Raw genomic sequence first — 24710 nt, forward strand, 5'->3', positions numbered from 1 at the left:
CATGACCGACTACATCATCGCCCTCGACCAGGGCACGACCTCGAGCCGCGCGATCATCTTCGACAAGAAGGGCTCGATCATCTCCGTCGGGCAGAAGGAGCATGAGCAGATCATGCCCCGGGCCGGCTGGGTCGAGCACGACCCGATCGAGATCCGCGACAACATGCGCGAAGTCATCGGCATCGCGCTCGGCCGGGCGAACCTGACCCGTCACGACATCGCCGCGATCGGCATCACCAACCAGCGCGAGACCGCCGTCGTGTGGGACAAGAACACCGGCATCCCCGTCTACAACGCCATCGTGTGGCAGGACACCCGTACGCAGTCGATCGTCAACCGTCTGGCGGGCGACGAGGGCGTCGAGCGGTACAAGGACATCGTCGGGCTGCCGCTGGCGACGTACTTCTCGGGCACGAAGATCGTCTGGATCCTCGAGAACGTCGAGGGTGCACGCGAGAAGGCCGAGGCCGGCGATCTCATCTTCGGCACGACTGACACGTGGGTGCTGTGGAACCTCACCGGAGGCCCGACGGGCGGCATCCACGCCACCGACGTCACGAACGCGTCGCGCACACTCTTCATGGACCTCGAGACCCTCGAATGGCGGGACGACATCCTCGCCGACTTCGGTGTGCCGCGCTCGATGATGCCCGAGATCCGCTCGTCCAGCGAGGTCTACGGCGAGGCGCGCGACACGTCTCTGCTGCGCGAGACGCCGGTGGCCGGCATCCTCGGCGACCAGCAGGCCGCGACCTTCGGCCAGGCGGCTTTCGACGCCGGTGAGAGCAAGAACACCTACGGCACCGGCAACTTCCTGATCTTCCAGACCGGCACCGAGATCGTGAAGTCCGAGAACGGCCTGCTCACGACGGTCGGCTACAAGCTGGGCGACGGGCCGACCCACTACGCGCTCGAGGGCTCGATCGCCGTCACCGGGTCGCTCATCCAGTGGCTGCGCGACCAGCTCGGGATCATCTCGACCGCTCCCGAGGTCGAGCAGCTCGCGCTCTCGGTCGAAGACAACGGCGGCGTGTACTTCGTCCCCGCCTTCTCGGGTCTGTACGCACCGTACTGGCGGCCGGATGCCCGCGGCGCGATCGTCGGGCTCACGCGCTACGCCAACCGCGGCCACCTCTCCCGCGCAGCGCTCGAGGCCACGGCCTTCCAGACCCGCGAGGTGCTGGATGCCGTCAACGCCGACTCCGGGGTCGACCTGGCCGAGCTGAAGGTCGACGGCGGCATGATCGCCAACGACACGCTGATGCAGTTCCAGGCCGACATCCTGGGCGTTCCCGTCGTGCGGCCGGTCGTCGCCGAGACGACGGCGCTCGGTGCCGCCTACGCAGCCGGCCTCGCGGTCGGCTTCTGGAGCGACCTCGACGAGCTGCGGGCCAACTGGCAGGAGGACAAGCGCTGGACGCCGAACGATGACGTCGAGGAGCGCGAGCGCCAGCTGCGGCTGTGGAAGAAGGCCGTGACGAAGTCGATGGACTGGGTCGACGACGACGTCCGCTGAGGTCAGAGGGAGAGGGCGAAGCAGACCGAGCGCGGCATCGTCTCGACATAGGGCTCGTAGACGGGGATGCGGCTGAAGCCCATCGACGCGTAGAGCGCCATGGACTCGGGCTGCTGGAGTCCGGTCTGCAGGATCACGCGCTCCGCGCCGTCCGCGCGGGCGGCCTCGAGCGCGGCCGACATGAGTCCGCGGGCGATGCCGAGCCCTCGGAAGCCCGGTGCCACGATGAGGCGCTTGATCTCCCACTCGTCGCCGAGCCGGCGCAGGATGACGTGCCCCGCAGGGGCCTCGTCGGCGCCGGCTTCGGCGGCGAGGGCGATCAGCGTCGCGACGATCTCGTCGGGGTGCGTCGCGAGTGCACGGGCGCGGGCGCGGCGTCGCTCGTCCGGCTCGTCGCCGTGGAAGCCGTCGTAACGCGCGCCGAGGTCGTCGTCGAGCTGGCGGCGCAGGTCGCGGGCGCGGGCATCGTCGTAGGCGACGTCGACGATCCGCCAGGTCAGGTCTCGTTCCACAGCGACCGATAGTAGGCCAGTCGCGGGCGTTCTAGGGTGGAGGGTCGAGTTCGAAGGAGAACACATGCAGATCGCGGGAGTCTCCGCCCTCATCACGGGCGGCGCCAGCGGACTGGGCGCGGCCACGGCGCGGCGCCTCGCCGCCGACGGCGCGCACATCACGATCGTCGACCTGCCGGGGTCGCCCGGGCAGGAGGTCGCCGTCGAGCTCGGCGGGCGGTTCGCCCCCGCCGACGTCACCGACCCGGACGAAGTCGCCGCTGCCGTCGAGACAGCGGGCCGCGCCGCGCCGCTGCGGATCGTCGTCAACTGCGCCGGAATCGCCCCGCCCGCCAAGGTGCTCGACCGCGAGGGCGCGCCCACGCCGCTGCCGGACTTCGAGCGGATCATCCGCATCAACCTCGTCGGCACCTACAACGTGGTCGCTCAGGCGTCGGCGGCGATCGCGCGGACCGAGCCGACCGACTCGGGAGCCCGCGGCGTGGTCGTCAACACCGCCTCGGTCGCCGCCTTCGACGGCCAGATCGGCCAGCCCGCCTACGCCGCATCGAAGGGGGGAGTGCACGCGATGACCCTGCCGATCGCGCGCGAGCTCGCGCGCTACGGCATCCGCGTCTGCACCATCGCCCCCGGGATCATGCAGACGCCGATGATGGCGGGGCTGCCGGATGCCGCGCAGCGCTCCCTCGGCGAGCAGGTTCCCTTCCCGCAGCGGCTGGGCGCCCCGGAGGAGTTCGCGGCGCTCGCCGCCCACATCGTCGACAACGACTACCTCAACGGAGAGACGATCCGTCTCGACGGCGCGATCAGAATGGCACCACGATGACCGACACGGCGACCGACACCGCATCCGACACCGTCCTGCTGCGGCGCGAGGGCGCGCTCGCGCGCATCACCCTGAACCGTCCGGCATCCCTCAACGCGGTCGACGCCGAGATGGCCGCCCGCTGGCGCGAGGTCGCCGCCGAGGTCGCGGCCGACGCGTCGATCGGCGCCGTGATCCTGGATGCCGCGGGCCGCGCCTTCTGCGCCGGCGGCGACGTCGTGTCGATGTCGACGTCGGGCATGGGCGGCACCGCGGTCACCGAGACGGCCCGCGTCATCCACGACGGCATCACCTCGTTGACCACCGCGGCGGTGCCGATCGTCGCGGCCGTCCAGGGCGCGGTCGCCGGGGGAGGGCTCGGGATCATGCTCGTCGCCGACTACATCGTCGCGTCGCCGTCGGCGGTCTTCGTCAGCAAGTACGCCAACATCGGGCTCACTCCCGATCTCGGTGTGTCGACTCTGCTGCCGGCCGCCATCGGCCAGCGCCGGGCGCTGCAGCTGCTGCTCGACGACACGACGCTCGACGCCGCGACCGCGCGCGACTGGGGCCTGATCGCCGAGGTCGTCGACGACCCGGCCGCCCGCGCGCAGGCGCTCGCCGAATCGTGGCTGCACGGCGCGACGACCGCGTTCGGTCAGGCCAAGCGCCTCGTGCGCGAGGGCGCCGGGCGCACCTTCGCGCAGAACCTCAACGACGAGGCGCGGACGATCGGCGCGCGTTTCGACAGCGACGAGGCGCGTGTCCGCATCGACGCGTTCGCCGCCGCATCCGCCCGCCGCACCCGACCCGAGGAGAAGTCATGACCGACCCGAAGCCCCTGGCGGGCAAGACGCTGCTGATGTCGGGCGGGAGCCGCGGCATCGGTCTGGCCATCGCGCTGCGCGCTGCGCGCGACGGTGCGAACATCGCCTTGCTCGCCAAGACCGACCAGCCGCATCCGAAGCTCGAGGGCACCGTCCACACTGCCGCCGCCGAGATCGTCGCGGCCGGCGGCCAGGCCCTGCCGATCGTCGGCGACGTCCGCGACGAGGGCTCGATCACCGAGGCGGTGCTGAAGACGCAGGGCGAGTTCGGCGGGATCGATATCGTCGTCAACAACGCATCGGCGATCGATCTCTCGGGCACGCTCGAGCTCGCTACGAAGCGTTTCGACCTCATGCAGGGGGTCAACGTGCGCGGCACGTTCCTGCTCTCGCGGGCCGCCATCCCGATCCTGCGAGAGGCCGAGAACCCGCACATCCTCTCGCTGTCGCCCCCGCTCAACCTCTCGCCGAAGTGGCTCGGCGCGCACACCGGCTACACCCTCGCGAAGTACGGCATGACGATGGCGACCCTCGGCGTCGCCGCGGAGTTCGCCGGCGACGGCATCGCCGCCAACACCCTGTGGCCGCGGACGACGATCGCGACGGCGGCGGTGAAGTACTCCCTCGGCGGCGACCGCATGATGGCCGCGAGCCGCACTCCGGAGATCTACGCGGATGCCGCCTACCACGTGCTCATCCAGCCCTCGCGCGATTGCACGGGGCAGACCCTCATCGTCGAGGATGTGCTCGAAGCCGCCGGCGTGACCGACTTCTCGAGCTACGCCGCCGTCCCGGGAACGCCCGACGCCGAGCTGTTCCCCGACGTCTTCCTCGACTGACGGGTCGGGATCAGAGAGGCTTGCGCAGGAAGATCTGGAAGGTGCCGTCGCCCTGCGGCACGCGCTCGGACTCGCTGTAGCCTTCGCGCTCGTAGAGGCGCAGGTTGGCCTCGCTGAGCGACCCGGTGAACAGCTCGGCCTCGCGCGCTCCGGCCTCCCGTCCGCGGGCCTCGACGGCGGCGAGCAGTGCCGTGCCGAGTCCGGACCCCTGCTGGTCGGGGGCGATCGCGATGCGGCCGATCAGCAGCAGTTCGCCGTCGAGGCGGGCGCGCGCCGCTCCGACGATGCGACCGTCGTCGACGGCGACGCAGCCGAGGTTCTCCTGCAGCTCCGCACGGAGCTCATCGAGGGTCTGCGTGAGGGGCGGCATGTCGGCGGCGTCGTAGATGAGGGCCTCGGACACGAATGCCGCGCGCTGCAGGGTCAGCACCTCGCCCGCGTCAGCGGGGTCGATGGGGCGGATGTCGCGGTCGCCGGCCTCGCGGGACATCAGGCGGCCGTCTCGGGGTCGATGATGCCGTGGCGGACGAAGGCGTTCCAGATACCGTCGTCGAGCACTCCGGTGGTGACCTCGCCGGCGATGCGCTGCAGCTGCGGGTCGGCCTCGGCCATCGCGATCGCGGTGCCGCAGACTTCGAACATCTCGACGTCGTTCCAGCTGTCGCCGATTCCGACGGCGTCGGCGGCGTCGCGGCCGAGGTGCGTCAGCATCGCCTGGATGCCGGTTCCCTTGTTCGTGCCGCGCATCCCGACCTCGCCGTTCGCCCCGGTGGGCAGGGGCATGCTGCCCGGGATGACGTGGAACTCGTCGCCGAGCGCGCGCTGGGTCTTCTCGACGGCGTCGGGATCGGAACTGACGAACACCGCCTTCGCGATGTGGTCGAGATCGGCCTCTTCGACGGGGGCGAAGCGCGGCGCGGCCACGACGTCTTCGGCGAGGGCGACGGTCGAGAGGTCCTCGGCGTGGCGGCGTCGGCGTTCGCTGATGAACTCGGCGATGAAGGACCGCACGCCCTCGCTCGCGTACACCCCGTCGTGCGACTGGATGAAGTACCTCGTGCCCTGCTCGTCGAAGTAGGCCATGACCCGCTCGACGGCGGCGCGGGGCATCAGCTCGGCGAGCACCGTCTCGTCGCCGGAGACCGCGAGGGCCCCGCCGTTGGAGATGGCGCCGTCGAAGCCGATGTCGAGCACGCGGGGGTTGATGTCGCCGGCGGCGCGTCCCGTGCACAGGTAGACGAGATGCCCGCGTTCGCGGGCGGCGCGAACCGCTGCGATCGTCGAGGGGGCGATCGTCTCGCCGTGCGCGAGGATGGTGCCGTCGACGTCGAGGAAGATGATGCGAGAATCCGACGTCACCCCTCCAGCGTAATGCGGGGATCTAGAGTGACGGCATGTCCGACGTCGCGACCGCCCTCGCCGACCGGGTGCTGCTGCTGGACGGCGGTCTGGGCACGACCCTCGAGTCGGGAGGGCACGACCTCTCCGACGCGCTGTGGTCGGCGCGCGTGCTGGCCGAGTCGCCCGCCGACGTCCGCGCCGTGCACGCCCGGTTCGCCGGCGCCGGGGCCGACATCCTCACGACGGCGTCGTACCAGATCGGGTTCGACAATCTCGCCGCGGCGGGCTTCGACTCGGCTCACACGCGCCGGCTGCTGGACCTCTCGGTGCGGGTCGCGCGCGAGGGTGGGGCCGAGGCGGGGCGGGACGTGCGCGTGGCCGCATCCGTCGGCCCGTTCGGCGCCACGCGGGCGAACGGCAGCGAGTACACGGGCGAGTACGGTCTCACCGTCGCGCAGCTCGAGCGCTGGCACCGTCGGCGCCTCGACGCGATCGTCGCCGCCGAGCCCGACCTGCTGGCGGTCGAGACGATCAGCTCCCCGGCCGAGGCCGAGGCGGTCGCGCGTGCGGTCGAAGGCGTCGGCATCCCGACGTGGGTCGCGCTGTCGGGGGCGAGCACGGCGTTCGACGAGGCGACGCTGCGCGAGACCCTCGTCGCGATCTCGCGGGTGCCCGGCGTCGTGGCCGTCGGGGTCAACTGCTGTCCGCCGGCCGCCGTGGCATCGGCCCTGACGCCGGCCGCGGCCGTGCCGTTCGTCGTGTACCCGAACAGCGGCGAGTCGTGGGATGCCGATGCGCGGGTCTGGACCGGCGAGCCGGGCCGCGCGCTGGCGGAGGCCGACGCCTGGATCTCGGCCGGCGCGCGCATCGTCGGCGGCTGCTGCCGCACCACGCCCGACGACATCGCCGCTCTCGCCCGTCGGATCAGATGAGGCCGTGACGGACGAAGGCGTTGTGGATGCCGTCGTCGTCGATCGCGGTCGTGACCTCGTCGGCGAGGGCCTGCACCTCGGGCGCGGCGTTGCCCATCGCGATCGCGGTGCCGCAGACCTCAAACATCTCGGCGTCGTTCCAGTTGTCGCCGATGCCGATCGCGTCGGCGGGGTCGACGCCCAGGTGGGCGAGCACCTCGAGGATCGCGGCGCCCTTGTTCACGCCGCGCGGCGCCACTTCGCCCGAGCTGCCCTCGGGCAGGGGGATCGTGCCCGAGACGACGGCGAAGTCAGGGGCGAGCTCCGCGAGCAGGTCGGCGACCGCGTCCGCGTCGTGCCCGAGGATGACGGCCTTGGCGACCTCGGCATCCGAGAAGTGGACCTCGTCGTCGAAGGTCTTCATCCCGACGCTGAAGAACTCGAGCTCCTCCGGGTCGGCCCCGGCGGCCCGCGCGTCCTCGATGTGGCGGGCGCGGTCGCGCTCGAGACGGTCCGCGAGCAGAGCCGGCAGTCCCGGGCTCGCGAACATGCGGTCGAACGACTGGTAGTACCAGTGGATGCCGCGGGCCTCGAACGCGGCGCTGAGGCGTGCGACCTCGGCAGCGGTCATGAGTCGCGAGACGATCAGCTCGTCGCCGACCCCGGCGAACGCGCCGCCGTTGGTGACGGCACCGTCGAAGCCGATGTCGAGGATGCGGCCGCGGAGCTCGGCCATGCCGCGTCCGGTGCTCAGCAGCACGAGGTGGCCGTTCTCGCGGGCACGGCGGACGGCGGCGACGGCGGATTCGGGCAGATGGGTGCCGTCCTGCAAAAGCGTGCCGTCGACGTCGAGGAAGACGGCGCGGCGGCGGAAGTCGGACGAGGTCATGCGGATCCCCTCTCGGATGCGGAGAAGGGCGCGGCCGCGGGCCAGAAGGAGGGCCCCGCGACCGCGCCCGGTCGGGTCAGCGTCTCAGCGGGTCAGCGAGGCGCCGTTGGTGCGGATGACTTCGGCGTACCAGCCGAACGACTTCTTCTCGAAGCGCTCGAGCGTGCCCGAGCCGTCGTCGTTGCGGTCGACGTAGATGAAGCCGTACCGCTTGCTCAGCTGAGCGGTCGAGGCGCTGACGAGGTCGATGCAGCCCCACGAGGTGTAGCCGAGCACCTCGACGCCGTCGGCGATCGCCTCGCCGACCTGCACGAGGTGGTCGTTGAGGTAGGCGATGCGGTAGTCGTCGACGACCGTCTTGACGCCGTCGACCTCGACGAGCTGGTCCTTCGCGCCCAGGCCGTTCTCGACGATGAACAGCGGCTTCTGCCAGCGATCCCAGAACTGGTTGAGCACCAGTCGCAGGCCGACGGGATCGATCTGCCAGCCCCACTCGCTCGCCTCGAGGGTCGGGTTCGGCACGCCGCCCATGATGTTGCCCTCGCCGGTGACCTTCTTCGCCGGGTCGGCGGTCGCGGCGACCGACATGTAGTAGCTGAACGACACGAAGTCGACCGTGTTGGTGAGGTCGTCGCGGTCCTCGTCGGTGATGTCGAGCTCGATGCCCTTCTCGGCGAGCGTGCGCAGGAAGTACCCGGGGTAGGCGCCGCGGGTGTGCACGTCGCCGTAGACGAGGTTCGAGTGATCGAACGACATGACCTCGAGTGCGTCGGCGGGAGAGGGCGAGAGCGGGTACACGGGCATCGACAGCACCATGCAGCCGATCTGCGCGTTCGGGGCGACCTCGCGCGCGATGCGCGTCGCGCGGGCGGATGCCACGAGCTCGTGGTGCATCGCCTGGTACAGCTGCTGCTCCGTCAGCTCGTCCTTCGGAGTGTTGATGCCCCCCGACATGAAGGGGGCGTGCAGGAGCGAGTTGATCTCGTTGAAGGTCAGCCAGTACTTCACCCGTGCGCCGTAGCGCTCGAAGAGGGTGCGCGCGTAGTTCTCGTAGAAGCCGATGAGCCGGCGGTCGGTCCATCCGTCGTAGGTCTCGGCGAGGTGGAGCGGGGTCTCGTAGTGCGAGATCGTGACGAGCGGCTCGATGCCGTGCTTCTCGAGCTCGTCGAGCACGCGGTCGTAGAAGGCGAGGCCCTCTTCGTTCGGCTCGGTCTCGTCGCCCTTCGGGAAGATGCGGCTCCACGCGATGGAGAAGCGGAAGGTCTTGAAGCCCATCTTGGCGAACAGGGCGATGTCTTCGGCGTAGCGGTGGTAGAAGTCGATGCCGACGAGCTTGAGGTTGTCGGGGGTCGGTGCGTCGGTGCGGGCGCCGACGATGCCGCGGGGCATGACGTCCTGCACCGAGAGGCCCTTGCCGCCTTCGTCGTAGGCGCCCTCGAGCTGGTTCGCGGCGGTCGCGCCGCCCCAGAGGAATCCGTCGGGGAAGGTGGTGGTGCTCATGACTCTCTCGTTTCGTATCGCTTGTCCCGATGGTGACGGGACTGTGTATCGCTGGTCCCGCCGATGGCGGGACGGGTGGGGGAGGGGGCGGGGTTCGGGTTGCCCGCCCCCTCCGTTCGGGTGCGTCGGTCAGCTCGCGAGCGCGGACTCGACCGAGACCGCCGTGAACAGCGGCTCGCCGTGCGCGATCGGGCCGGACGCCTGGTCGGTCAGAGCGGGGTACAGCTCGCCGTTGGTGACGATGACGGGCGTCGTCAGGTCGTAGCCTGCCCGCTCGATCGCGTCGCCGTCGAACTCGACGAGCAGATCGCCGGCCTTGACCTCCTGGCCGGTGGTGACCTTGACGTCAAAGTGAGCGCCGGCGAGCTTGACCGTGTCGATGCCGATGTGGATGAGCACCTCGGCGCCGTCGGCGTGGCGCAGGCCGATCGCGTGTCCGGTCGGGAACGCGGCTGCGACGGTCGCGTCGAACGGGGCGTAGACGGCGCCGGAACGCGGCTTGATCGCGACGCCGTCACCGAGGCTGCCCTCGGCGAAGGCCGCGTCGGGGGTCTCGCTGAGCGGCACGACCGTGCCGTCGACCGGGCTGAGAACGACGACGTCGTTGCCGGATGCCTCCGGGGTGGCCGCCGGTGCGGCATCCTCTTCGGGCTCCTTAAAGCCGACGATCGCGGTCAGCAGGAACGGGATGGCGATCGCGGCGGCGAGGCCGATGATGAGCATGACCATGTTCCCGTTGCCGAACAGGGCCGGAAGCGCCAGTCCGGAGGGGACGACGAAGGCGGTCGAGAAGACGCCGCCCATCGCGATGATCGCGCCGCCGACCACACCGCCGACGATGCCGAAGGCGAAGGGGCGCTTGAGCGGCAGGTTGATGCCGTAGATGGCGGGCTCGGTGATGCCGGCGAGGAAGCCCGACAGCGTCGCGGGAGCCGCGAGCGACTTGAGGTTCTTGTTGCGGGCGCGCACCCAGACACCGGCGACGGCGGCAGCCTGAGCGAGGACGGCTGCGAACACGGGGCCGATGAGCAGGATCTGACCGGTGGTCTGGTACTCCAGCGTGAACAGCGGCACGAGACCCCAGTGCAGACCGAAGATGACGAAGACCTGCCAGAAGCCGCCCATGATGGCGCCACCGGCCCACGGGGCGTTCTCGAAGACCCAGCCGATGCCGTTGCCGAGCGCGCCGCTGAGGATCGCGGAGATCGGGCCGATGACGACGAAGACGATCGGGACGGCGATGAGCACGACGATCATCGGGGTGACGAAGCGGCGCACGGCGCCCGGGAGCTTCGCGTAGAGGAACTTCTCGGCGTGGCTCTGCAGCCACACGATCACGATGATCGGGATGACGCTCGAGACGTAGGTGACCATGGTGAAGGGGATGCCGAAGAACGTCAGCCCCTCGACCCCGACGAGCGGGGTGATGGTCGGATAGAGGAGCGCGGCCGCGATCGCGAAGGCGGTGAACTCGTTGGCCTTGAAGTAGCGCGCCGCGGTGAACGCGAGCGCCATCGGCAGGAAGTTGATGAGACCGTCCGACAGCGCGTTCAGCACCGCGTAGGTCGAGTTGTCGGTGCCGATCCAGCCGAAGGTGACCGCGGCGGCGAGGAAGGCCTTCAGCAGGCCGGTGCCGGCGAGGGCCCACAGCAGCGGCGTGAAGATCGCCGAGATCATCGAGATGAAGCGGTTGAAGAGGTTGCCCTTCGGGCCCTCGGATGCCGCGGCCTCGGAGCCGGCGCCGAACTTCGAGATCTTGCCGATCTCGGCGAACACGTCGGGGACGTCGTTGCCGATGACGACCTGGTACTGGCCGCCGGCCTGAGCGACGGTGACGACACCGGGAACGGCCTTGACGGCAGCGGTGTTCGCCTTCGACTCGTCCTTGAGCACGAAACGCAGACGCGTCGCGCAGTGGACGAGGGAGTTCACGTTCTCCTCGCCGCCGACGCCCGCCAGGACGCCGGCCGCGGTCTTCGAGTAATCCATCGGGACTGCTCGCTTTCTGCCGCAGCATCGCGGCACTCGGGTGGAGGAAGCCGCCGCATCCCTGTTTCCGAGCAACAAAAAAACCTGAACTCGTTCACCGTCGATCAAGACGATGTGAGTTCAGGTTTTGCCCGCTGCCGCGGTAACAATCCGGAGACTTCCGCAGGGCAGCGACGCCCTGCGAGGGTCACGGTAGCACGGGACCGGGGTTCTGGCCAGCTTCGTTCGCACCGACCTGCGTCGCCAGGCGCTCGACGTGCACGATGACGTACAGCAGCTCCTCGTCGGTCAGCTCCGACTCCGTCGCCGCACGGACGTAGGCCTTCACCTCCTCCGCGATCGCGTACGAGCGCGGGTAGCTGTGTTTGGCGAACTCGAAGAACGAGGTGTCGGCGCTGCGCAGCATCGTCTTCGAGACGAGGCGCTGCAGCAGGAACTGGATGTGCAGGATGAATCGGGCGTAATCGGGGCTGTCGGTGTCGAGCTTGACGCCGAGGCCGTTCTCGACCGTCATGACGACGTGCTGCAGGCGGCGGAACAGCAGCGCCGCTGTGCCGTTCGGCTCGTCGCGGGTCGCGTTGAGCAGGTGCATCGTGAGGAACACCGCCTCTTCGGCGGGCAGCTCGCGATCGAGGGACTCGGAGATCGCGGTCGCCATCCGCTGCGCCGCGGAGAACTCGTGGGGATGCAGCACGCGCAGTTCGGGCATGTTGGTCGCGGGGATCCGGATGCCGTTGTCGAGCCGCTCGAGCACGAACTGGATGTGATCGATGACGGCCATCGTGAAGAACCGGTCGAGGTGGTGGCCGAGACGGCGCTCGGCCTCGTCGACGGCGCGAGTGACGGCTTCCACCACCGGGTAGGGCACGTCGGTGAGCAGCTGGCGTTCGCGGTCGCCGGCATCCCCCGCATCGAGGATGAAGGTCTTCTCGACCTTGTCGGGGTCGAGGGTGTCGGAGGGCTTCAGCTGGAACCCGAGCCCGCGTCCCATGAGCACGCGTTCGCGGCCGTGCTCGTCGAGGGTGATGACGACGTTGTTGTTCAGCACCTTGTGCACGACGGTGCCCCGCGGGGGCGGAGCGACGTCGTCGAGGTTCATGGCTGCAGTCTAGGGCGGAGCAGGGCGGGGGCCGCCGGGCGCGGCGAACGCCGGCGGCCAGCCTTCGCGCAGGCGGCGCCGGTACCCTGGATCATATGACCGATTCAGATCCCGTGCGCGAGACCGCGTCGTCCGTGCGCGAGACCTCGTCGCCCGTGCGCTCCACCAAGCCGCGTCAGGTGCGCCCGGCGACCGAGGGCTGGTCGCAGCAGAAGGACGAGTCCGGTCGTCCGCTGCTGCAGTTCGCGAGCCCGAAGCGCGGCAAGCCGCCCGTCCACCTCGCCGACCTCACGCCCGAGCAGCGCGTCGAGAAGGTCAAGGAGCTCGGCATGCCGGGCTTTCGGGCGAAGCAGCTCGAGAAGCACTACTTCCGGCACTTCACCTCGGATGCCGCGGAGATGACCGACCTGCCCGCCGCGGGGCGCGACGAGCTCGTCGCGGGTCTGCTCCCGCCGCTCCTGACCGAGGTGCGCCGGCTCGAGACCGACCGCGGCGACACGATCAAGTTCCTGTGGAAGCTCCACGATGGCGCCCTCGTCGAGTCGGTGCTCATGCGCTACACGGGCCGCATCACGCTGTGCGTGTCGAGCCAGGCCGGATGCGGCATGAACTGCCCGTTCTGCGCGACCGGCCAGGCGGGCCTGACCCGCAACATGTCGGCCGCCGAGATCATCGAGCAGGTCGTCCGGGCGAACCGTCTCATCGCCGACGGCGGCCTCGGCGACCCGCGCAAGGTCGGGCACGAGGGCGAGCGCGTCACGAACATCGTCTTCATGGGCATGGGCGAGCCGCTGGCGAACTACGCCCGCGTCATGCAGGCGGTGCGCACGATGGTCGATAAGGATCACGGCATCGGCATGAGCGCGCGGGGCATCACCGTCTCCACGGTCGGTCTCGTGCCGGCGATCCAGAAGCTGACGAAGGAGGACATTCCCGTCACCTTCGCACTCTCGCTGCACGCCCCCGACGACCAGCTGCGTGACGAGCTCATCCCCGTCAACTCGCGGTGGAAGGTCGACGAGGCGCTCGACGCGGCGAAGGCCTACTTCGACGAGACGGGCCGGCGGGTGTCGATCGAGTACGCCCTCATCAAGGACATGAACGACCACGCGTGGCGCGCGGACCTCCTCGCCGAGAAGCTGAACGCCCGCGGACGCGGCTGGGTGCACGTCAACCCCATCCCGCTCAATCCGACGCCCGGCTCCATCTGGACCTCGTCCGAGCCCGAGGTGCAGGACGAGTTCGTGCGACGGCTGAACGAGGCCGGCATCCCGACGACCCTTCGCGACACGCGCGGCAAGGAGATCGACGGGGCGTGCGGTCAGCTCGTCGCGACCGAGGACGACCAGCGCGCGGCCGACACGGTTCCCGCGGGTTGAGGTCATAAGACGCAACTCCGGCCCGCCGGGGCCCACCGCGAGGTAGCGTTTTCCCATGGTTGAGTATCGCTACCTCGGCAACAGTGGATTCAAGGTCTCGGAGATCACGTACGGCAACTGGGTGACGCATGCGTCGCAGGTGGAGAACGACGCGGCCATCGCGACCGTCCACAAGGCGCTGGACCTCGGCATCACCTCGTTCGACACCGCGGACGCGTACGCCAACACGGCCGCGGAGGTCGTGCTCGGCGAGGCGCTGAAGGGGCAGCCGCGCGAGACGCTCGAGATCTTCACGAAGGTGTACTGGCCGACCGGCCGCAAGGGGCCGAACGACCAGGGCCTCTCGCGCAAGCACATCTTCGACAGCATCAACGGGTCGCTCCGCCGTCTCGGTGTCGACTACGTCGACCTCTACCAGGCGCACCGCTACGACTACGAGACGCCGCTGGAAGAGACGATGCAGGCTTTCGCCGACATCGTCCGCCAGGGCAAGGCGCTCTACATCGGCGTCAGCGAGTGGACCGCCGAGCAGCTGCGCGAGGGTCACGCCCTCGCGACGAAGCTCGGATTCCAGCTCGTGTCGAACCAGCCGCAGTACTCGGCGCTGTGGCGCGTCATCGAGGGCAAGGTCATTCCCGCCTCGCAGGAGCTCGGCATCTCGCAGATCGTCTGGTCGCCGCTCGCGCAGGGCGTGCTGACGGGCAAGTACCAGCCGGGCCAGCCCGTACCCGAGGGATCGCGCGCGACCGACGAGAAGAGCGGCGCGAACTTCATCAAGCGCTTCCTGAACGACGAGGTGCTCACGGCCGTCCAGAAGCTGAAGCCGATCGCCGATGAGGCGGGCCTCACCGTCGCGCAGCTCTCGCTCGCCTGGGTGCTGCACAACGACAACATCGCGGCAGCGCTCGTCGGCGCCTCGCGCCCGGAGCAGCTCGAGGACACCGTCAAGGCCTCGGGCGTGAAGCTCGAGGAGTCGGCGTACGACGCGATCAACGACGCCCTCGGCGGCGTCGCGGTGACCGACCCGGCGGAGACCGACAACGTCTCGCCGAAGACGCGCCCGGCCTGATCCGGCCTGACTCCGCCAGATCGTGGTCACGACGAGCGCCGGCATCCTGCCCTACCGCATCGCTGCGGACGGAACGGTGTCGGCGCTCGTCGCACACATGGGCGGGCCGTTCTGGGCGGCCAAGGACGCCGGGGCGTGGTCGATCGTCAAGGGCGAGTACGACCCTGACGGCGAGGCGGCGCTGGACGCCGCGCGTCGCGAGTTCCGCGAAGAGCTCGGGCTCGAGCCGCCCGAGGGCGAATATGCCGAGCTGGGCACTTTCTCGTACTCGTCGGGCAAGCGCATCACCGTGTTCGTCGTCGACGGCAGCGCCTTCGATGTCTCGGCCGCGACCTTCGGCGAGTTCGAGATGGAGTGGCCGCCGCGGTCGGGACGCACGGCGTCGTTCCCCGAGGTCGACCGGGTCGAGTGGGTCGACCTCGACCGCGCCCGCGAGCTGCTGGTGAAGGGTCAACGACCGGCCCTTGACCGGCTCGACGAACTCCTGAATGGGGAGAACTCCCCATCGCCGTGACCGCCCGCGTGTTCCTATGCTGTTCCACGACAACCTGGGGGGACCGCAATGGCCGACGGCGTAGACATTCCGCTCGACTCGATGCAAGCGCTCAGCGATGCGCTGACCGAGATCATCGCCGAGTTCGAGGACGCCGGCTCGCGCACCGGTGACCTCGTGGGTGCGATCGGCAACCCCCAGGGCGACAGTCGTCTGGCCCGTGCCGCCGAGGACTTCGAGTCCGAGTGGGACGACAAGCGCGAGACCCAGCGTGGCAACCTCGAAGAGATGAAGAAGCGGCTCGACGACGCGCGCGAGGGCTGGGAACAGGCCGACCTGGAGCTCGCGCAGAGCATGGAGTCAGCCGAATGACCGAGAACTCGTTCATCTACTCCCGTGAGGAGATGCCCTCGACGCCGGGTCGTCGGCGGGTGCGCAAGATCGAGGGTGATCCCGGTGCGATCAGCGCACGGGCGGCCGACATCGAGTCGCTCGGCGACAAGATGGCCCGTGCGGCGGCGACCCTTGAGCGGTTCGCCGACGGCACCGTGGGCCGTGGCGAGTCGTTCGAGGCGGTCCGCGAGCAGGCGAAGGAGGTCTACGAAGACCTGCAGACGGCGGCTCGCCGGTACCGCCCCAGTGGCACCGCGCTGGCGGCGTATGCGACCGCGCTCAGCAGCGTTCAGGCCGACAGCGACTGGCGGGTCGACGGAGCGAACCGGACGTGGCCCGAGGTCAACGAGGCATCGCGGGCGCTGAGCGGTGCAGAAGCCGACCAGCACGAGTTCGACACCCAGGAACGCCTGCATCCCGACGTCGAGCAGACCGGCACGCGGCCCAGCACTGCTGGCGCGCAGGCGGCGTTCGACGCCGCGGTGTCGTCGTGGGAGGCCTACTGGGGAACCTACGACGCGCCTGTCGAGACATGGGAGTCGGCCTACGACACGGCCGTCAACAGCCTCGAGCGCACCAACGCCGACGGCGTGTCCGACAGCTTCTGGGACAACTCGATGCCGTTCGTCGAGGGGATGCTGACGGTGCTGATGTGGGTGGGTGTCGCGCTTCTGATCGTCGCCTTCTTCGTAACGGGGCCGCTGGCGCTCCTGGCGGGGGTGCTCGCTGCAGTCGCGGGCGTGCTGACGCTCCTCGGCGAGATCTCGCGTCTTGCGGCGGGACGCGGCAGCTGGGCCGATGTCGGCCTCGCCGCGCTCGGGGTCATCCCGTTCGGCCGGCTCGCGCGTCTCGCATCGCTCGGAGACGTCGCCGGTCTCGGCAACCGCATCCTGGGAGGCATCCGTATCGCGGGAGACGAGTTCGTGGAATACGGCTCGGACTTCACTCAGTTCCTCAACCGGAAGATGCCCGACCTGTTCAGTCGCTTCAACGACGCAGGCGAGATGATCTACCGCTCCCCGCACGGCTTGAATTCGCAGAACCTCATGCGGCTGGTGAATACCCCCGGCTATCTGCTTCAGAACAACTCGGTGACGACCGACATCGCGCAGGGTTTCCTCAACCTGATGGGAAACCCGACCACGCGCGGCGAGTTCGCCGGCGGCCTGGTCGACGTCTACGTCACGATCGCGGACACCATCCCGGACATCCCGCAGATGCTCGGTGCGCAGAGCTGACTGCCGCCGGGCCAGTCGACGGCAACGGCGCGCCGCTAGGCTGAACATCGTCAGAGCGAGGGGAGAGGTATGTCGTTGCGTGCCGAGCTGATCGGATCGATGGCCAACGGCGACCCTGACTTCGCTGTACTCCTGCCGCCCGGTTGGGAAGCGACATCTCCCGAGTTCAGCTCGCCGCGCGACCGGGTCAGCGCGGCGGTCGCAACCCTTCCGCTGCACGCACAGGGGGCGGCTCGGGCGCGCATGGCCGAGTTGCTCGACACCGCGAGAGCCGAAGCTGAGCGAGCGGACGTGATTCGCATCTTCGCGCCCACGGCATCATCCGAGAAGGACGTCGTCCCGGTGTCGCTCGTCGCCGCGTGGCTGAATGCTCCTGTCGGATCGACGGCGGCCCAACTCGGGTCCGAGCTCATCGAACGCCATGGAGCCTCCCCGCTCGACCCGACGGGCGCGATCCTCACGTGGCATATCGACACCACTGCACAGATCGAATCGTCCACCGTGCGAATCTCGGGGGCAGGCTACCTGCTACGTGCTCCCGGACTCACCCACAAGGCCCTACTCTTCCGTTCCACCATCTTCGGCGGGCTCGACTCGACGAAGATCTCGGACGAGGGGGTCGCCGCAATGGGCCGACTCTGCGACGCGATTGTCGCGAGCGTGCGCTGGAGGAAACGTGCCTGATCTGGCTATCGCCCCCGACGAGACGATCTGGAGCCGGGTGCCGGATGAGCCCGACGAGATCCTCCGCTGGCGTGATGCGCGCGTCGCCGAGGCGCCCGAAGATCACCGGGATCGCATCGGCGAGGGGGCAACCCTCGCCGGCATGGCGCGCGCCGCGGCACCCTCCGCCACCTTCGTTCTGGCGCTCACCGCGCACGATGCGCGAGTCCTCGGCGCACTGACGGTCTTCGCGTACGCCGACGTGCCTCCTGCTTCGAATGAGGAGCAGGCTATCGAGCTCGCGAGATCAGCGACACTGTCGGATTGGGATTCATTCGCGCTCGCAGGAGAATTCGGGTCGGCACGCGGGTGGCGCGTGACCACGCCCGTCGCGCCCGAGGGCGAGAAGAGCGCCGAAGCCAGCGCCTTCTGGACCACGTACGCGCTCGACCTCGAAGGCGTGTGCATCGTCGCGTTCCTGACCCCGATGTTCCCGGAGGCAGCCGCCGTCGCTCAGCTGCACGTCGAACGGCTGTTGAACACACTCGAGGTGGCCTCGTCATGACCGTGTTGGACGAAGAGTCGATCAGAGTCGCATCCGAAGCCGCGCGTCGCAACGTACGCGGAAGCCTCGGTTCGCGGTCATTCCACCCGCGCGACGCGGAGATGCTGGTATTCGACGCCGCCGGTCAGCGGGCGCACGCTGTGGAGATCTGGCACGCCGCTCGCGCGATCGGCGAGGAAGGCAACAAGTCGGCCCGCGCCGAGCTGCGCCGCCGCTACGGCGGTCGGGCGCCGGGCGTCGGGTGGATCGGGTGGGTGCTGGTGTTGGCTGCGATCTGCGCCGCCCTGGCGCTCGTCATGTCTACGGGCTTCCGTGTTCCCGCGGAGAACCTGGAGGGGGTCGTCGTCGCGTTGAGTGTCGCCGCTGCCGTCCTGATTGCGGTGACACTCGTCGGCGCGCGCTTGCGGGCGACCGATCGTGCCCACGGCCGCATCCTCCTCACCGTGTGCGGTGCCCTCGTCGGCGCGGCAGCGCTCACGCTCGGTCGCGGCGCCGTCGTCGGCGGCGCCATCGTCGCGTCGGCGGCGCTCGTCGCTCTAGCCGCGCTGGCGTTGCTGTACGTTGTGCGTCATCGCCACCCCGACCAGGCGAACGCGATCGATAACGCCACCGCGACGGCATACCGCGAAGCGCTGGCCACGGTGCAGGACCGAGCGGCCGACCTCCAGCGGCAGACCGCCGACCGGCTGGGCCCTGAGCTTGCGGCCGCGATCGTGCGGATCCGCACTGCGGCGTTCGCCGAGGCGCCCGTCTCGCCCCACGGTCTCGATCTGGCGCGCTACGACGATGCGGTTCCCGCCGGTGGCGTGATCATCAGCGACTTCGCGGACCCCCGGGTCTGGCTGCCCCGCGCCCTCGCCGACAAGCTGTAACTCAGGGTGTGATCCTCGGCTGTGGCCCAGCTGTTCGTGCCGTGTGCGCCTTCGACTATCGACGTAGCCGAGCGGGTACTCTCGACTCTCTCGCTCTCGGGAGGGCCGGCGTGATGACCGACGCGCGATGGTCCGGACAGCTCGCCGCGGTCCACGCCGAAATCGCACCGGCTCTCCCACGCAACGTGGAGCCGCGCACTGTCGAGCTCGCGGCGTTCGGGGCGGTCGGCGAGCGGGATCTCGCCATGCGGCTGTGGAAGGACGCGCGCGACGCGGCGGACGGTGCGCGTAGATCGGTGCGGGCCGGTCTGCGGGAGCGGCACGGTTCGCGCCGACCGGGCGGGTGGCCGCTCATGGTCCTGCTCGCGGGAGCACTGTGCGCCGCGGTTGCGGCCGTGCTCTCGAGCGGCCTGCGCTTCGATCCCGCTGACACCGTGGCCGCGGTCCTTACCCTGTCGGGGCTCGCCGCCCTCGCCTGCATCGCAGTCATGATCGCTGCGCGAGGGCGGGCGCTGAACCGCGCCGTCATCCGGCTTCACGGCGTCGCCACGGCGGGGCTCGTCCTCGCCGCAGTGTTCACTGTCGGACGCGGCTGGGACGCGGCGGCGATGATCCTGCTGGTGACAGCGGCGATCGGGGTCGCCGGCCTCGTCGGCGTGCTCGTCGGACGCGCTCGGAATCCCGCCGACACCGAGGTCGTCGACACCGCGGAGAACGTCGCCCTCGCCGAGACGAAGCCGGCAGTCGAGGCGGTCGGCGTCCGGCTTCGCGCCGAGACGGAGGCGGCTCTCGATGCGGCGACAGCGGAGCGCATCGCGGCGCTTCGCGACACGGTGCTGGCGGAACTCGCGGCGCGGGGGATCACGCTCGAACCCGTGCCGCCGCGCACCCCGGCGGGCTCGGTGATCATCGACGCGCTGCTGGCGACGTGGGTGCCCGAGGTCATGAGGGGCGAAGTCTGAGGGCTCATGCACGCGGTTTCGGATGAGCAGGTCGAGATGCTGGTCGCGCGCGCCAAGCCCCGGGTCGAGTTGGCTATGGCGCTGCCGCAGTTCACCCCGGGCTTGGCTGAGGTGAACGTGTTCGACGTCGCCGGTCAACGGTCCGTCGCCGATCGCGCATCCGACGCGGTGCGCAACCTCGGTTCTGAGGCCGTGCGTCGGGCGAAGGGTGGACTGGTCCGCGACTTCGGGGCGCGTAACCCGGAGCGCGGGTGGATCGGTTTCGCGATGTTCCTCTCGGTCGTGACGAGCGTGCTGGCCGCAGCCTTCGCGTCGGGTATCCGGTCGGACCCGGCAGACGTCGCGGTGGCGGTGACCGTCCTCGGCGCCGTCGCGGCTGTCGCGAACGCCATCTCACTCGCGGGGTCGCGACTGCATCCCCTGAACCGCTTCGTGTTGCGCATGCAGGTCTTCATCTGCGTCGGTCTCGCGGCAGCTGCGGCGTTCAGCTTCTCGTACGGGCTCACCGACGCCGCCACGGCACAGCTGGTGTGCCTGCTCGTCGCGGCCATCGTGGGAATCCTGGTCGTGGCGATGCGGTGGCGCGACGCCGACGGCACCGAGACGATCGACCTCAGCGTCGAACGCGCCTACCTCCGTGCGATCGACGAGGTGGCGCTCGGCGCCCGCGACGTGCAGCGACGACTCGATGCCGAGCTCGATCCTGCGACGGCCGCGCTGATCGCGCGTGTCCGCACAGCGTTGTTCGCCGATCTCGGAAATCGCAATGCGGCCCTGGCTGCATTCGACTCGGCCGCGCCGGTCGGCTCGGCTCTCATCGCTGCGCAGACGGATCCCGATCGCTGGCTTCCGGCCTCCGTAGCGAAGCTCCGCAGGCGGCCGGGACGACGATGATGCGCGATGCCGATATCTCATCCGAGTGCCCGACGAGAAGGAGCGCGCGCTCGTCTTCCGGTCGACAATCCTCCACCGTGTCGACGGGACGGAGATACCCGACGAAGGCATCGATGCGATGGACCTCGTCTGCGACGCGATCGTCGCGAGCGTGCGGTGGCGCCGGCGCGGCTGATCCGCGCCGTCCCGCGTCAGCGCTTCTTCTTCGGCGCCTCCGACACATCGAGCTTCTCGTGCAGCCCGCCGAGCGATGACCAGGCACTGGCGGTGCCCTTCGCGGCGTGCTCGGCGCCGCGCACGGCTCGTTCGTCGGCCCACTCGTTCAGGACGTGGCCGCGGTGCCCGCGCACATGCTCGAGGATGACGTCGGGCAGGCCGCGCGCACGGCGGGCGTCGCGGGCGGAGATGAGCTGCTCGAGGATGTCGCGGTTCTTCGTCGGCGCGCCGGTCGAGGTCTTCCAGCCGCGGCGGCGATGGCCGTCCATCCACGATGCGTACGTGTCGATCGCGTACTTGGAATCGGCCTGAACGACGAGCTCGCGGACGTCGGGGTGGTCCTCGATCGCTTTCAGCAGTCCGAGCAGCTCGCCGATGTTGTTCGTGCCCTGCGGGATCGCTCCGGCGGCCCAGTGGCCGTCCTCACCGACCCAGGCCCAGCCGGTCGGTCCGGGATTGCCCTTGCAGGCGCCGTCGGTGGCCACGGTGTATCGGTCGGAACTCACTCGGGCAAGGGTACCCGGGGCGTCGTATGATGCGGTTTCTGTATACGTTGGTGCCCGATTCGCGCGCTATGGGCCCCCGAAGCGGGCTCTGTGTATACAATCGCTGCATGGTGGCCGAGGGTGGAGCACGGGCGGGAGAGCGCGCCTACGCCGCTCTGCTGGCCGAGATCCAGAACGGCGACCTCGCGCCCGGCGCCGTGCTCGGCGAAGTGGAGCAGGCGACGCGACTGGGCGTCAGCCGCACTCCGCTGCGCGAGGCCCTGCGACGGCTCGCGGCCGACGGCCTCGTGCGCCAGGCCTCACCCCGGGTGACCGTCGTCGCCGACATCGACCGCGACGACATCCGCTCGCTGTTCGAGGTGCGCCGTGCGCTCGAGGAGACGGCCGCACGGCTCGCGGCATCCCGGGGCGACGCCGCGCTCTTCGCCGAGCTCGCCGCGGCGTTCGACCGCACTGCGCAGGCCGATGCGCCCGCAGCGGGTGACCCCGACGCGTACTACGCGCTCATCGCTCGCTTCGACGCGGCGCTCGACGACGCCGCAGGCAACGCCTACCTCACGTCGGCGCTCACGAAGGTCCGCGCTCACCTCGTGCGGGTTCGCCGCCTCGCACGCGACAACCCCGCGCGGCTCGCGGCGTCGATCGAGGAGCACCGGCTCATCGCGAGCGCCATCGCCGCCCGCGACGCCGACCTGGCGGCGCACGCCACCCATGTCCACTTGCACAACGCCCTGACCAGCATCCTCGACTCCCTGGAGGCATCCGCATGACCGTCAGCCATCACGTCCGCGTCCACCGCAGCGACGAGGAGCTCGCGCGCGAGGACCAGCTCGCGTGGAAGATCGCCGAGGTCGCCGTCGACCCCGTGGCGGTCGAGCCCGCCGTGGTCGACATGATCGTGAACCGCATCATCGACAACGCCGCCGTCGCGGCGGCATCCCTCACCCGGGCGCCCGTCAGCTCGGCCCGCGCGCAGGCGCTCGACCACCCGGTCTCGCGGGGCGGCGCGGGGGCGAGCGTGTTCGGCGTGACCGACCGCACGAGCCCCGAGTGGGCCGCGTGGGCGAACGGCGTCGCGGTGCGCGAGCTCGATTACCACGACACCTTCCTCGCCGCCGACTACTCGCATCCCGGCGACAACATCCCGCCGATCCTCGCGGTCGCTCAGCACGTCGGTGCCGACGGTGCGGCGCTCGTGCGGGGCCTCGCGACCGGGTACGAGATCCAGATCGACCTCGTGCGGGCCATCTGCCTGCACAAGCACAAGATCGACCACGTCGCCCACCTCGGGCCTTCGGCCGCCGCGGGCATCGGCACGCTGCTCGGCCTCGACACCGCCACGATCTACCAGGCGGTCGGCCAGGCGCTGCACACGACGACCGCGACGCGCCAGTCGCGCAAGGGCGAGATCTCGACCTGGAAGGCCCACGCCCCCGCCTTCGCCGGCAAGCTCGCGGTCGAGGCCGTCGACCGCGCGATGCGCGGCGAGACGAGCCCGAACCCGATCTACGAGGGTGAGGACGGCGTCATCGCGTGGCTGCTCGACGGACCGGATGCCGCCTACACGGTGCCGCTGCCGGCGCCGGGAGAGCCCAAGCGCGGCATCCTCGACTCGTACACGAAGGAGCACTCGGCCGAGTATCAGGCGCAGGCGTGGATCGACCTCGCCCGCAAGCTGCACGGCGAGCACCCCGAGCTGCTCGACTCCGCGAACGTCGAGAGCATCGTGCTCCACACCAGCCACCACACGCACTACGTCATCGGCTCGGGTGCGAACGACCCGCAGAAGTACGACCCGACCGCGTCGCGCGAGACGCTCGACCACTCGATCCCGTACATCTTCGCGGTCGCACTGCAGGACGGCGGCTGGCACCACGTCGACTCGTACACGCCCGAGCGCGCCGCCCGCCCCGACACGGTCGCCCTGTGGCAGCGAATCACGACGGCCGAGGATGCCGAATGGACGCGGCGCTACCACTCGGAGGATCCTGCGGAGAAGGCCTTCGGCGGGCGCGTCGAGATCCGGATGGCCGACGGCTCGACGATCGTCGACGAGATCGCCGTCGCCGACGCCCACCCGCTCGGTGCTCGTCCGTTCGCGCGCGAGGACTACATCCGCAAGTTCCGGATCCTCGCCGAGCCCGTGCTCGAGCCGGCCGAGATCGAGCGCTTCCTCGACCTCGCCCAGCGCCTGCCCCAGCTCACGGCGGACGAGGTGCGCGAGCTGAACATCGTCGCACGTGACGGCGTCATCGCGTCCGCGCCGAACCCGCGAGGGCTGTTCTGATGCTGTATTCGCAGACCACCGCCGCCGACAAGCGCCGCATCCTCCGGGAGCGGCTCGCGAGCGGTGAGACCCTGCGATTCCCGGGGGCGTTCAACCCCCTCTCGGCCCGGCTCATCGAGCGGCGCGGCTTCGACGGTGTGTACGTCTCGGGCGCGGTCATCGCGGCCGATCTCGGCCTGCCCGATGTCGGGCTCACGACGCTCAGCGAGGTCGCCGGGCGCGGCCAGCAGATCGCGCGGATGACGGAGCTCCCGGCGATCATCGACGCCGACACGGGCTTCGGCGAGCCGATGAACGTCGCCCGCACGATCCAGACGCTCGAGGATGCCGGCCTCGCCGGATGCCACATCGAGGACCAGGTCAACCCCAAGCGCTGCGGGCACCTCGACGGAAAGAGCGTCGTCGACGAGAACACGGCCGTGGGCCGCATCCGGGCTGCCGTCGACGCCCGGCGCGACGCGAACTTCCTCATCATGGCGCGCACCGATGTGCGGGCGATCGAGGGGATGGATGCCGCCGTCGACCGCGCCCGCGCGCTCGTCGACGCGGGGGCCGACGCGATCTTCCCCGAGGCGATGCGCGACCTCGCGGAGTTCGAGGCGATGGCGTCGGCCGTCGACGTGCCGATCCTGGCGAACATGACGGAGTTCGGGAAGTCCGAGCTCTTCACGGTGGACCAGCTGCGCGACGCGGGTGTGCGGATCGTGATCTGGCCCGTCTCGCTGCTGCGCATCGCGATGGGGGCGGCGGGCCGCGCGCTCGACGAGCTCACGGCGGCCGGGAACCTGACCGCGAAGCTCGGCGAGATGCAGCACCGCGCCGACCTGTACGACCTCGTCGACTACGAGGGCTACACGCGATTCGACTCCTCGGTCTTCGACTTCACCCTGTCGACTCGCCAGAATGAGTCGATCGACCGGGGCTGAGACCCGCGAATTCTGGCTA

Annotated in this window: 27 protein-coding genes; 19 read left to right on the forward strand and 8 right to left on the reverse strand. The window is 69.9% G+C overall.

The window, feature by feature from the left end; all coding sequences use genetic code 11:
- Window position 1 precedes the first annotated feature (1 nt).
- A complete protein-coding gene (gene glpK / locus DO944_RS07525; RefSeq protein ID WP_112616195.1) occupies window positions 2–1516 on the forward strand; it encodes a glycerol kinase GlpK in 1515 nt (504 codons plus the stop codon).
- Between the two features lie 2 nt (window positions 1517–1518).
- Here the strand turns inward: glpK and DO944_RS07530 are convergent, their stop codons facing one another.
- Window positions 1519–2028, reverse strand: coding sequence for a GNAT family N-acetyltransferase (locus DO944_RS07530; protein WP_240309802.1), 510 nt, complete (start codon window positions 2026–2028; stop codon window positions 1519–1521).
- A gap of 64 nt (window positions 2029–2092) precedes the next feature.
- Between DO944_RS07530 and DO944_RS07535 the strand changes: the two genes are divergently transcribed.
- The 3 genes from DO944_RS07535 to DO944_RS07545 are packed head-to-tail and all read left to right on the forward strand — an operon-like array spanning window position 2093 to window position 4499.
- On the forward strand, window positions 2093–2854 hold the full coding sequence (locus tag DO944_RS07535) for an SDR family NAD(P)-dependent oxidoreductase (RefSeq protein WP_112616199.1): 762 nt from the start codon (window positions 2093–2095) through the stop codon (window positions 2852–2854).
- Window positions 2851–3660: an enoyl-CoA hydratase/isomerase family protein gene (locus DO944_RS07540; RefSeq protein ID WP_112616201.1), complete on the forward strand. Its 810-nt coding sequence runs from the start codon at window positions 2851–2853 to the stop codon at window positions 3658–3660. Before DO944_RS07535 ends, DO944_RS07540 begins: the two co-directional genes overlap by 4 nt.
- A complete protein-coding gene (locus DO944_RS07545) occupies window positions 3657–4499 on the forward strand; it encodes an NAD(P)-dependent oxidoreductase (protein ID WP_112616203.1) in 843 nt (280 codons plus the stop codon). Before DO944_RS07540 ends, DO944_RS07545 begins: the two co-directional genes overlap by 4 nt.
- A gap of 10 nt (window positions 4500–4509) precedes the next feature.
- Here the strand turns inward: DO944_RS07545 and DO944_RS07550 are convergent, their stop codons facing one another.
- Both DO944_RS07550 and DO944_RS07555 read right to left on the reverse strand, forming a co-directional pair.
- Entirely contained in the window at window positions 4510–4989 is a 480-nt protein-coding gene (locus tag DO944_RS07550; RefSeq protein WP_112616205.1) for a GNAT family N-acetyltransferase, read from the reverse strand.
- On the reverse strand, window positions 4989–5858 hold the full coding sequence (locus DO944_RS07555) for a Cof-type HAD-IIB family hydrolase (protein WP_112616207.1): 870 nt from the start codon (window positions 5856–5858) through the stop codon (window positions 4989–4991). Before DO944_RS07555 ends, DO944_RS07550 begins: the two co-directional genes overlap by 1 nt.
- Window positions 5859–5893: 35 nt before the next feature.
- Between DO944_RS07555 and mmuM the strand changes: the two genes are divergently transcribed.
- Window positions 5894–6772, forward strand: coding sequence for a homocysteine S-methyltransferase (mmuM, locus tag DO944_RS07560; RefSeq protein WP_112616209.1), 879 nt, complete (start codon window positions 5894–5896; stop codon window positions 6770–6772).
- Here mmuM and DO944_RS07565 read toward each other — a convergent pair.
- The 4 genes from DO944_RS07565 to DO944_RS07580 all read right to left on the reverse strand — a co-directional run bounded on the left by DO944_RS07565 (window position 6765) and on the right by DO944_RS07580 (window position 12228).
- Complete coding sequence (locus DO944_RS07565) at window positions 6765–7640, reverse strand: Cof-type HAD-IIB family hydrolase (RefSeq protein WP_112616211.1); 876 nt, start codon at window positions 7638–7640, stop codon at window positions 6765–6767. The genes mmuM and DO944_RS07565 overlap by 8 nt on opposite strands.
- Before the next feature lie 84 nt (window positions 7641–7724).
- On the reverse strand, window positions 7725–9140 hold the full coding sequence (locus DO944_RS07570; protein ID WP_112616213.1) for a glycoside hydrolase family 1 protein: 1416 nt from the start codon (window positions 9138–9140) through the stop codon (window positions 7725–7727).
- A gap of 129 nt (window positions 9141–9269) precedes the next feature.
- Window positions 9270–11129, reverse strand: coding sequence for a beta-glucoside-specific PTS transporter subunit IIABC (locus DO944_RS07575; protein ID WP_112616215.1), 1860 nt, complete (start codon window positions 11127–11129; stop codon window positions 9270–9272).
- 187 nt (window positions 11130–11316) lie between these two features.
- Complete coding sequence (locus DO944_RS07580) at window positions 11317–12228, reverse strand: PRD domain-containing protein (protein WP_112616217.1); 912 nt, start codon at window positions 12226–12228, stop codon at window positions 11317–11319.
- Window positions 12229–12323: 95 nt separating this feature from the next.
- Here DO944_RS07580 and rlmN point away from each other — a divergent pair, with 95 nt between their 5' ends.
- The 11 genes from rlmN to DO944_RS15665 all read left to right on the forward strand — a co-directional run bounded on the left by rlmN (window position 12324) and on the right by DO944_RS15665 (window position 20931).
- Entirely contained in the window at window positions 12324–13607 is a 1284-nt protein-coding gene (rlmN, locus tag DO944_RS07585) for a 23S rRNA (adenine(2503)-C(2))-methyltransferase RlmN (protein ID WP_112616219.1), read from the forward strand.
- 55 nt (window positions 13608–13662) lie between these two features.
- Window positions 13663–14676, forward strand: coding sequence for an aldo/keto reductase family protein (locus DO944_RS07590; protein WP_112616221.1), 1014 nt, complete (start codon window positions 13663–13665; stop codon window positions 14674–14676).
- A gap of 22 nt (window positions 14677–14698) precedes the next feature.
- Window positions 14699–15190: an NUDIX domain-containing protein gene (locus tag DO944_RS07595; protein WP_112616223.1), complete on the forward strand. Its 492-nt coding sequence runs from the start codon at window positions 14699–14701 to the stop codon at window positions 15188–15190.
- Between the two features lie 48 nt (window positions 15191–15238).
- Window positions 15239–15541, forward strand: a complete 303-nt coding sequence (locus tag DO944_RS07600; RefSeq protein WP_112616225.1) for a hypothetical protein — start codon at window positions 15239–15241, stop codon at window positions 15539–15541.
- The gene (locus tag DO944_RS07605; RefSeq protein WP_112616227.1) at window positions 15538–16800 is read left to right on the forward strand and encodes a hypothetical protein; all 1263 of its coding nucleotides are present in this window, start codon (window positions 15538–15540) and stop codon (window positions 16798–16800) included. The genes DO944_RS07600 and DO944_RS07605 overlap by 4 nt, the downstream gene beginning before the upstream one ends.
- Before the next feature lie 69 nt (window positions 16801–16869).
- Window positions 16870–17484: a hypothetical protein gene (locus tag DO944_RS07610; RefSeq protein ID WP_112616229.1), complete on the forward strand. Its 615-nt coding sequence runs from the start codon at window positions 16870–16872 to the stop codon at window positions 17482–17484.
- Window positions 17477–18028, forward strand: coding sequence for a hypothetical protein (locus DO944_RS07615; RefSeq protein ID WP_112616231.1), 552 nt, complete (start codon window positions 17477–17479; stop codon window positions 18026–18028). Before DO944_RS07610 ends, DO944_RS07615 begins: the two co-directional genes overlap by 8 nt.
- On the forward strand, window positions 18025–18900 hold the full coding sequence (locus tag DO944_RS07620; protein ID WP_112616233.1) for a hypothetical protein: 876 nt from the start codon (window positions 18025–18027) through the stop codon (window positions 18898–18900). The genes DO944_RS07615 and DO944_RS07620 overlap by 4 nt, the downstream gene beginning before the upstream one ends.
- Before the next feature lie 113 nt (window positions 18901–19013).
- Window positions 19014–19862, forward strand: a complete 849-nt coding sequence (locus DO944_RS07625; protein WP_112616235.1) for a hypothetical protein — start codon at window positions 19014–19016, stop codon at window positions 19860–19862.
- 6 nt (window positions 19863–19868) lie between these two features.
- Window positions 19869–20756, forward strand: coding sequence for a hypothetical protein (locus DO944_RS07630; RefSeq protein WP_112616237.1), 888 nt, complete (start codon window positions 19869–19871; stop codon window positions 20754–20756).
- A 25-nt stretch (window positions 20757–20781) separates the two neighbouring features.
- Entirely contained in the window at window positions 20782–20931 is a 150-nt protein-coding gene (locus DO944_RS15665) for a hypothetical protein (RefSeq protein ID WP_181574182.1), read from the forward strand.
- A 16-nt stretch (window positions 20932–20947) separates the two neighbouring features.
- Here DO944_RS15665 and DO944_RS07635 read toward each other — a convergent pair whose 3' ends face one another.
- Window positions 20948–21478, reverse strand: coding sequence for a ribonuclease H (locus DO944_RS07635; RefSeq protein ID WP_112616239.1), 531 nt, complete (start codon window positions 21476–21478; stop codon window positions 20948–20950).
- Window positions 21479–21585: 107 nt separating this feature from the next.
- Between DO944_RS07635 and DO944_RS07640 the strand changes: the two genes are divergently transcribed.
- The 3 genes from DO944_RS07640 to prpB are packed head-to-tail and all read left to right on the forward strand — an operon-like array spanning window position 21586 to window position 24691.
- On the forward strand, window positions 21586–22248 hold the full coding sequence (locus DO944_RS07640) for a GntR family transcriptional regulator (protein ID WP_181574183.1): 663 nt from the start codon (window positions 21586–21588) through the stop codon (window positions 22246–22248).
- A complete protein-coding gene (locus DO944_RS07645) occupies window positions 22245–23765 on the forward strand; it encodes an MmgE/PrpD family protein (RefSeq protein WP_112616241.1) in 1521 nt (506 codons plus the stop codon). The genes DO944_RS07640 and DO944_RS07645 overlap by 4 nt, the downstream gene beginning before the upstream one ends.
- Window positions 23765–24691 (forward strand): methylisocitrate lyase, encoded by a 927-nt coding sequence (gene prpB / locus DO944_RS07650; RefSeq protein WP_112616243.1) that lies wholly within the window; start codon window positions 23765–23767, stop codon window positions 24689–24691. The genes DO944_RS07645 and prpB overlap by 1 nt, the downstream gene beginning before the upstream one ends.
- Window positions 24692–24710: the final 19 nt, after the last annotated feature.

This window comes from Microbacterium sp. SMR1 (assembly GCF_003289625.1).
Taxonomy (GTDB): domain Bacteria; phylum Actinomycetota; class Actinomycetes; order Actinomycetales; family Microbacteriaceae; genus Microbacterium; species Microbacterium plantarum.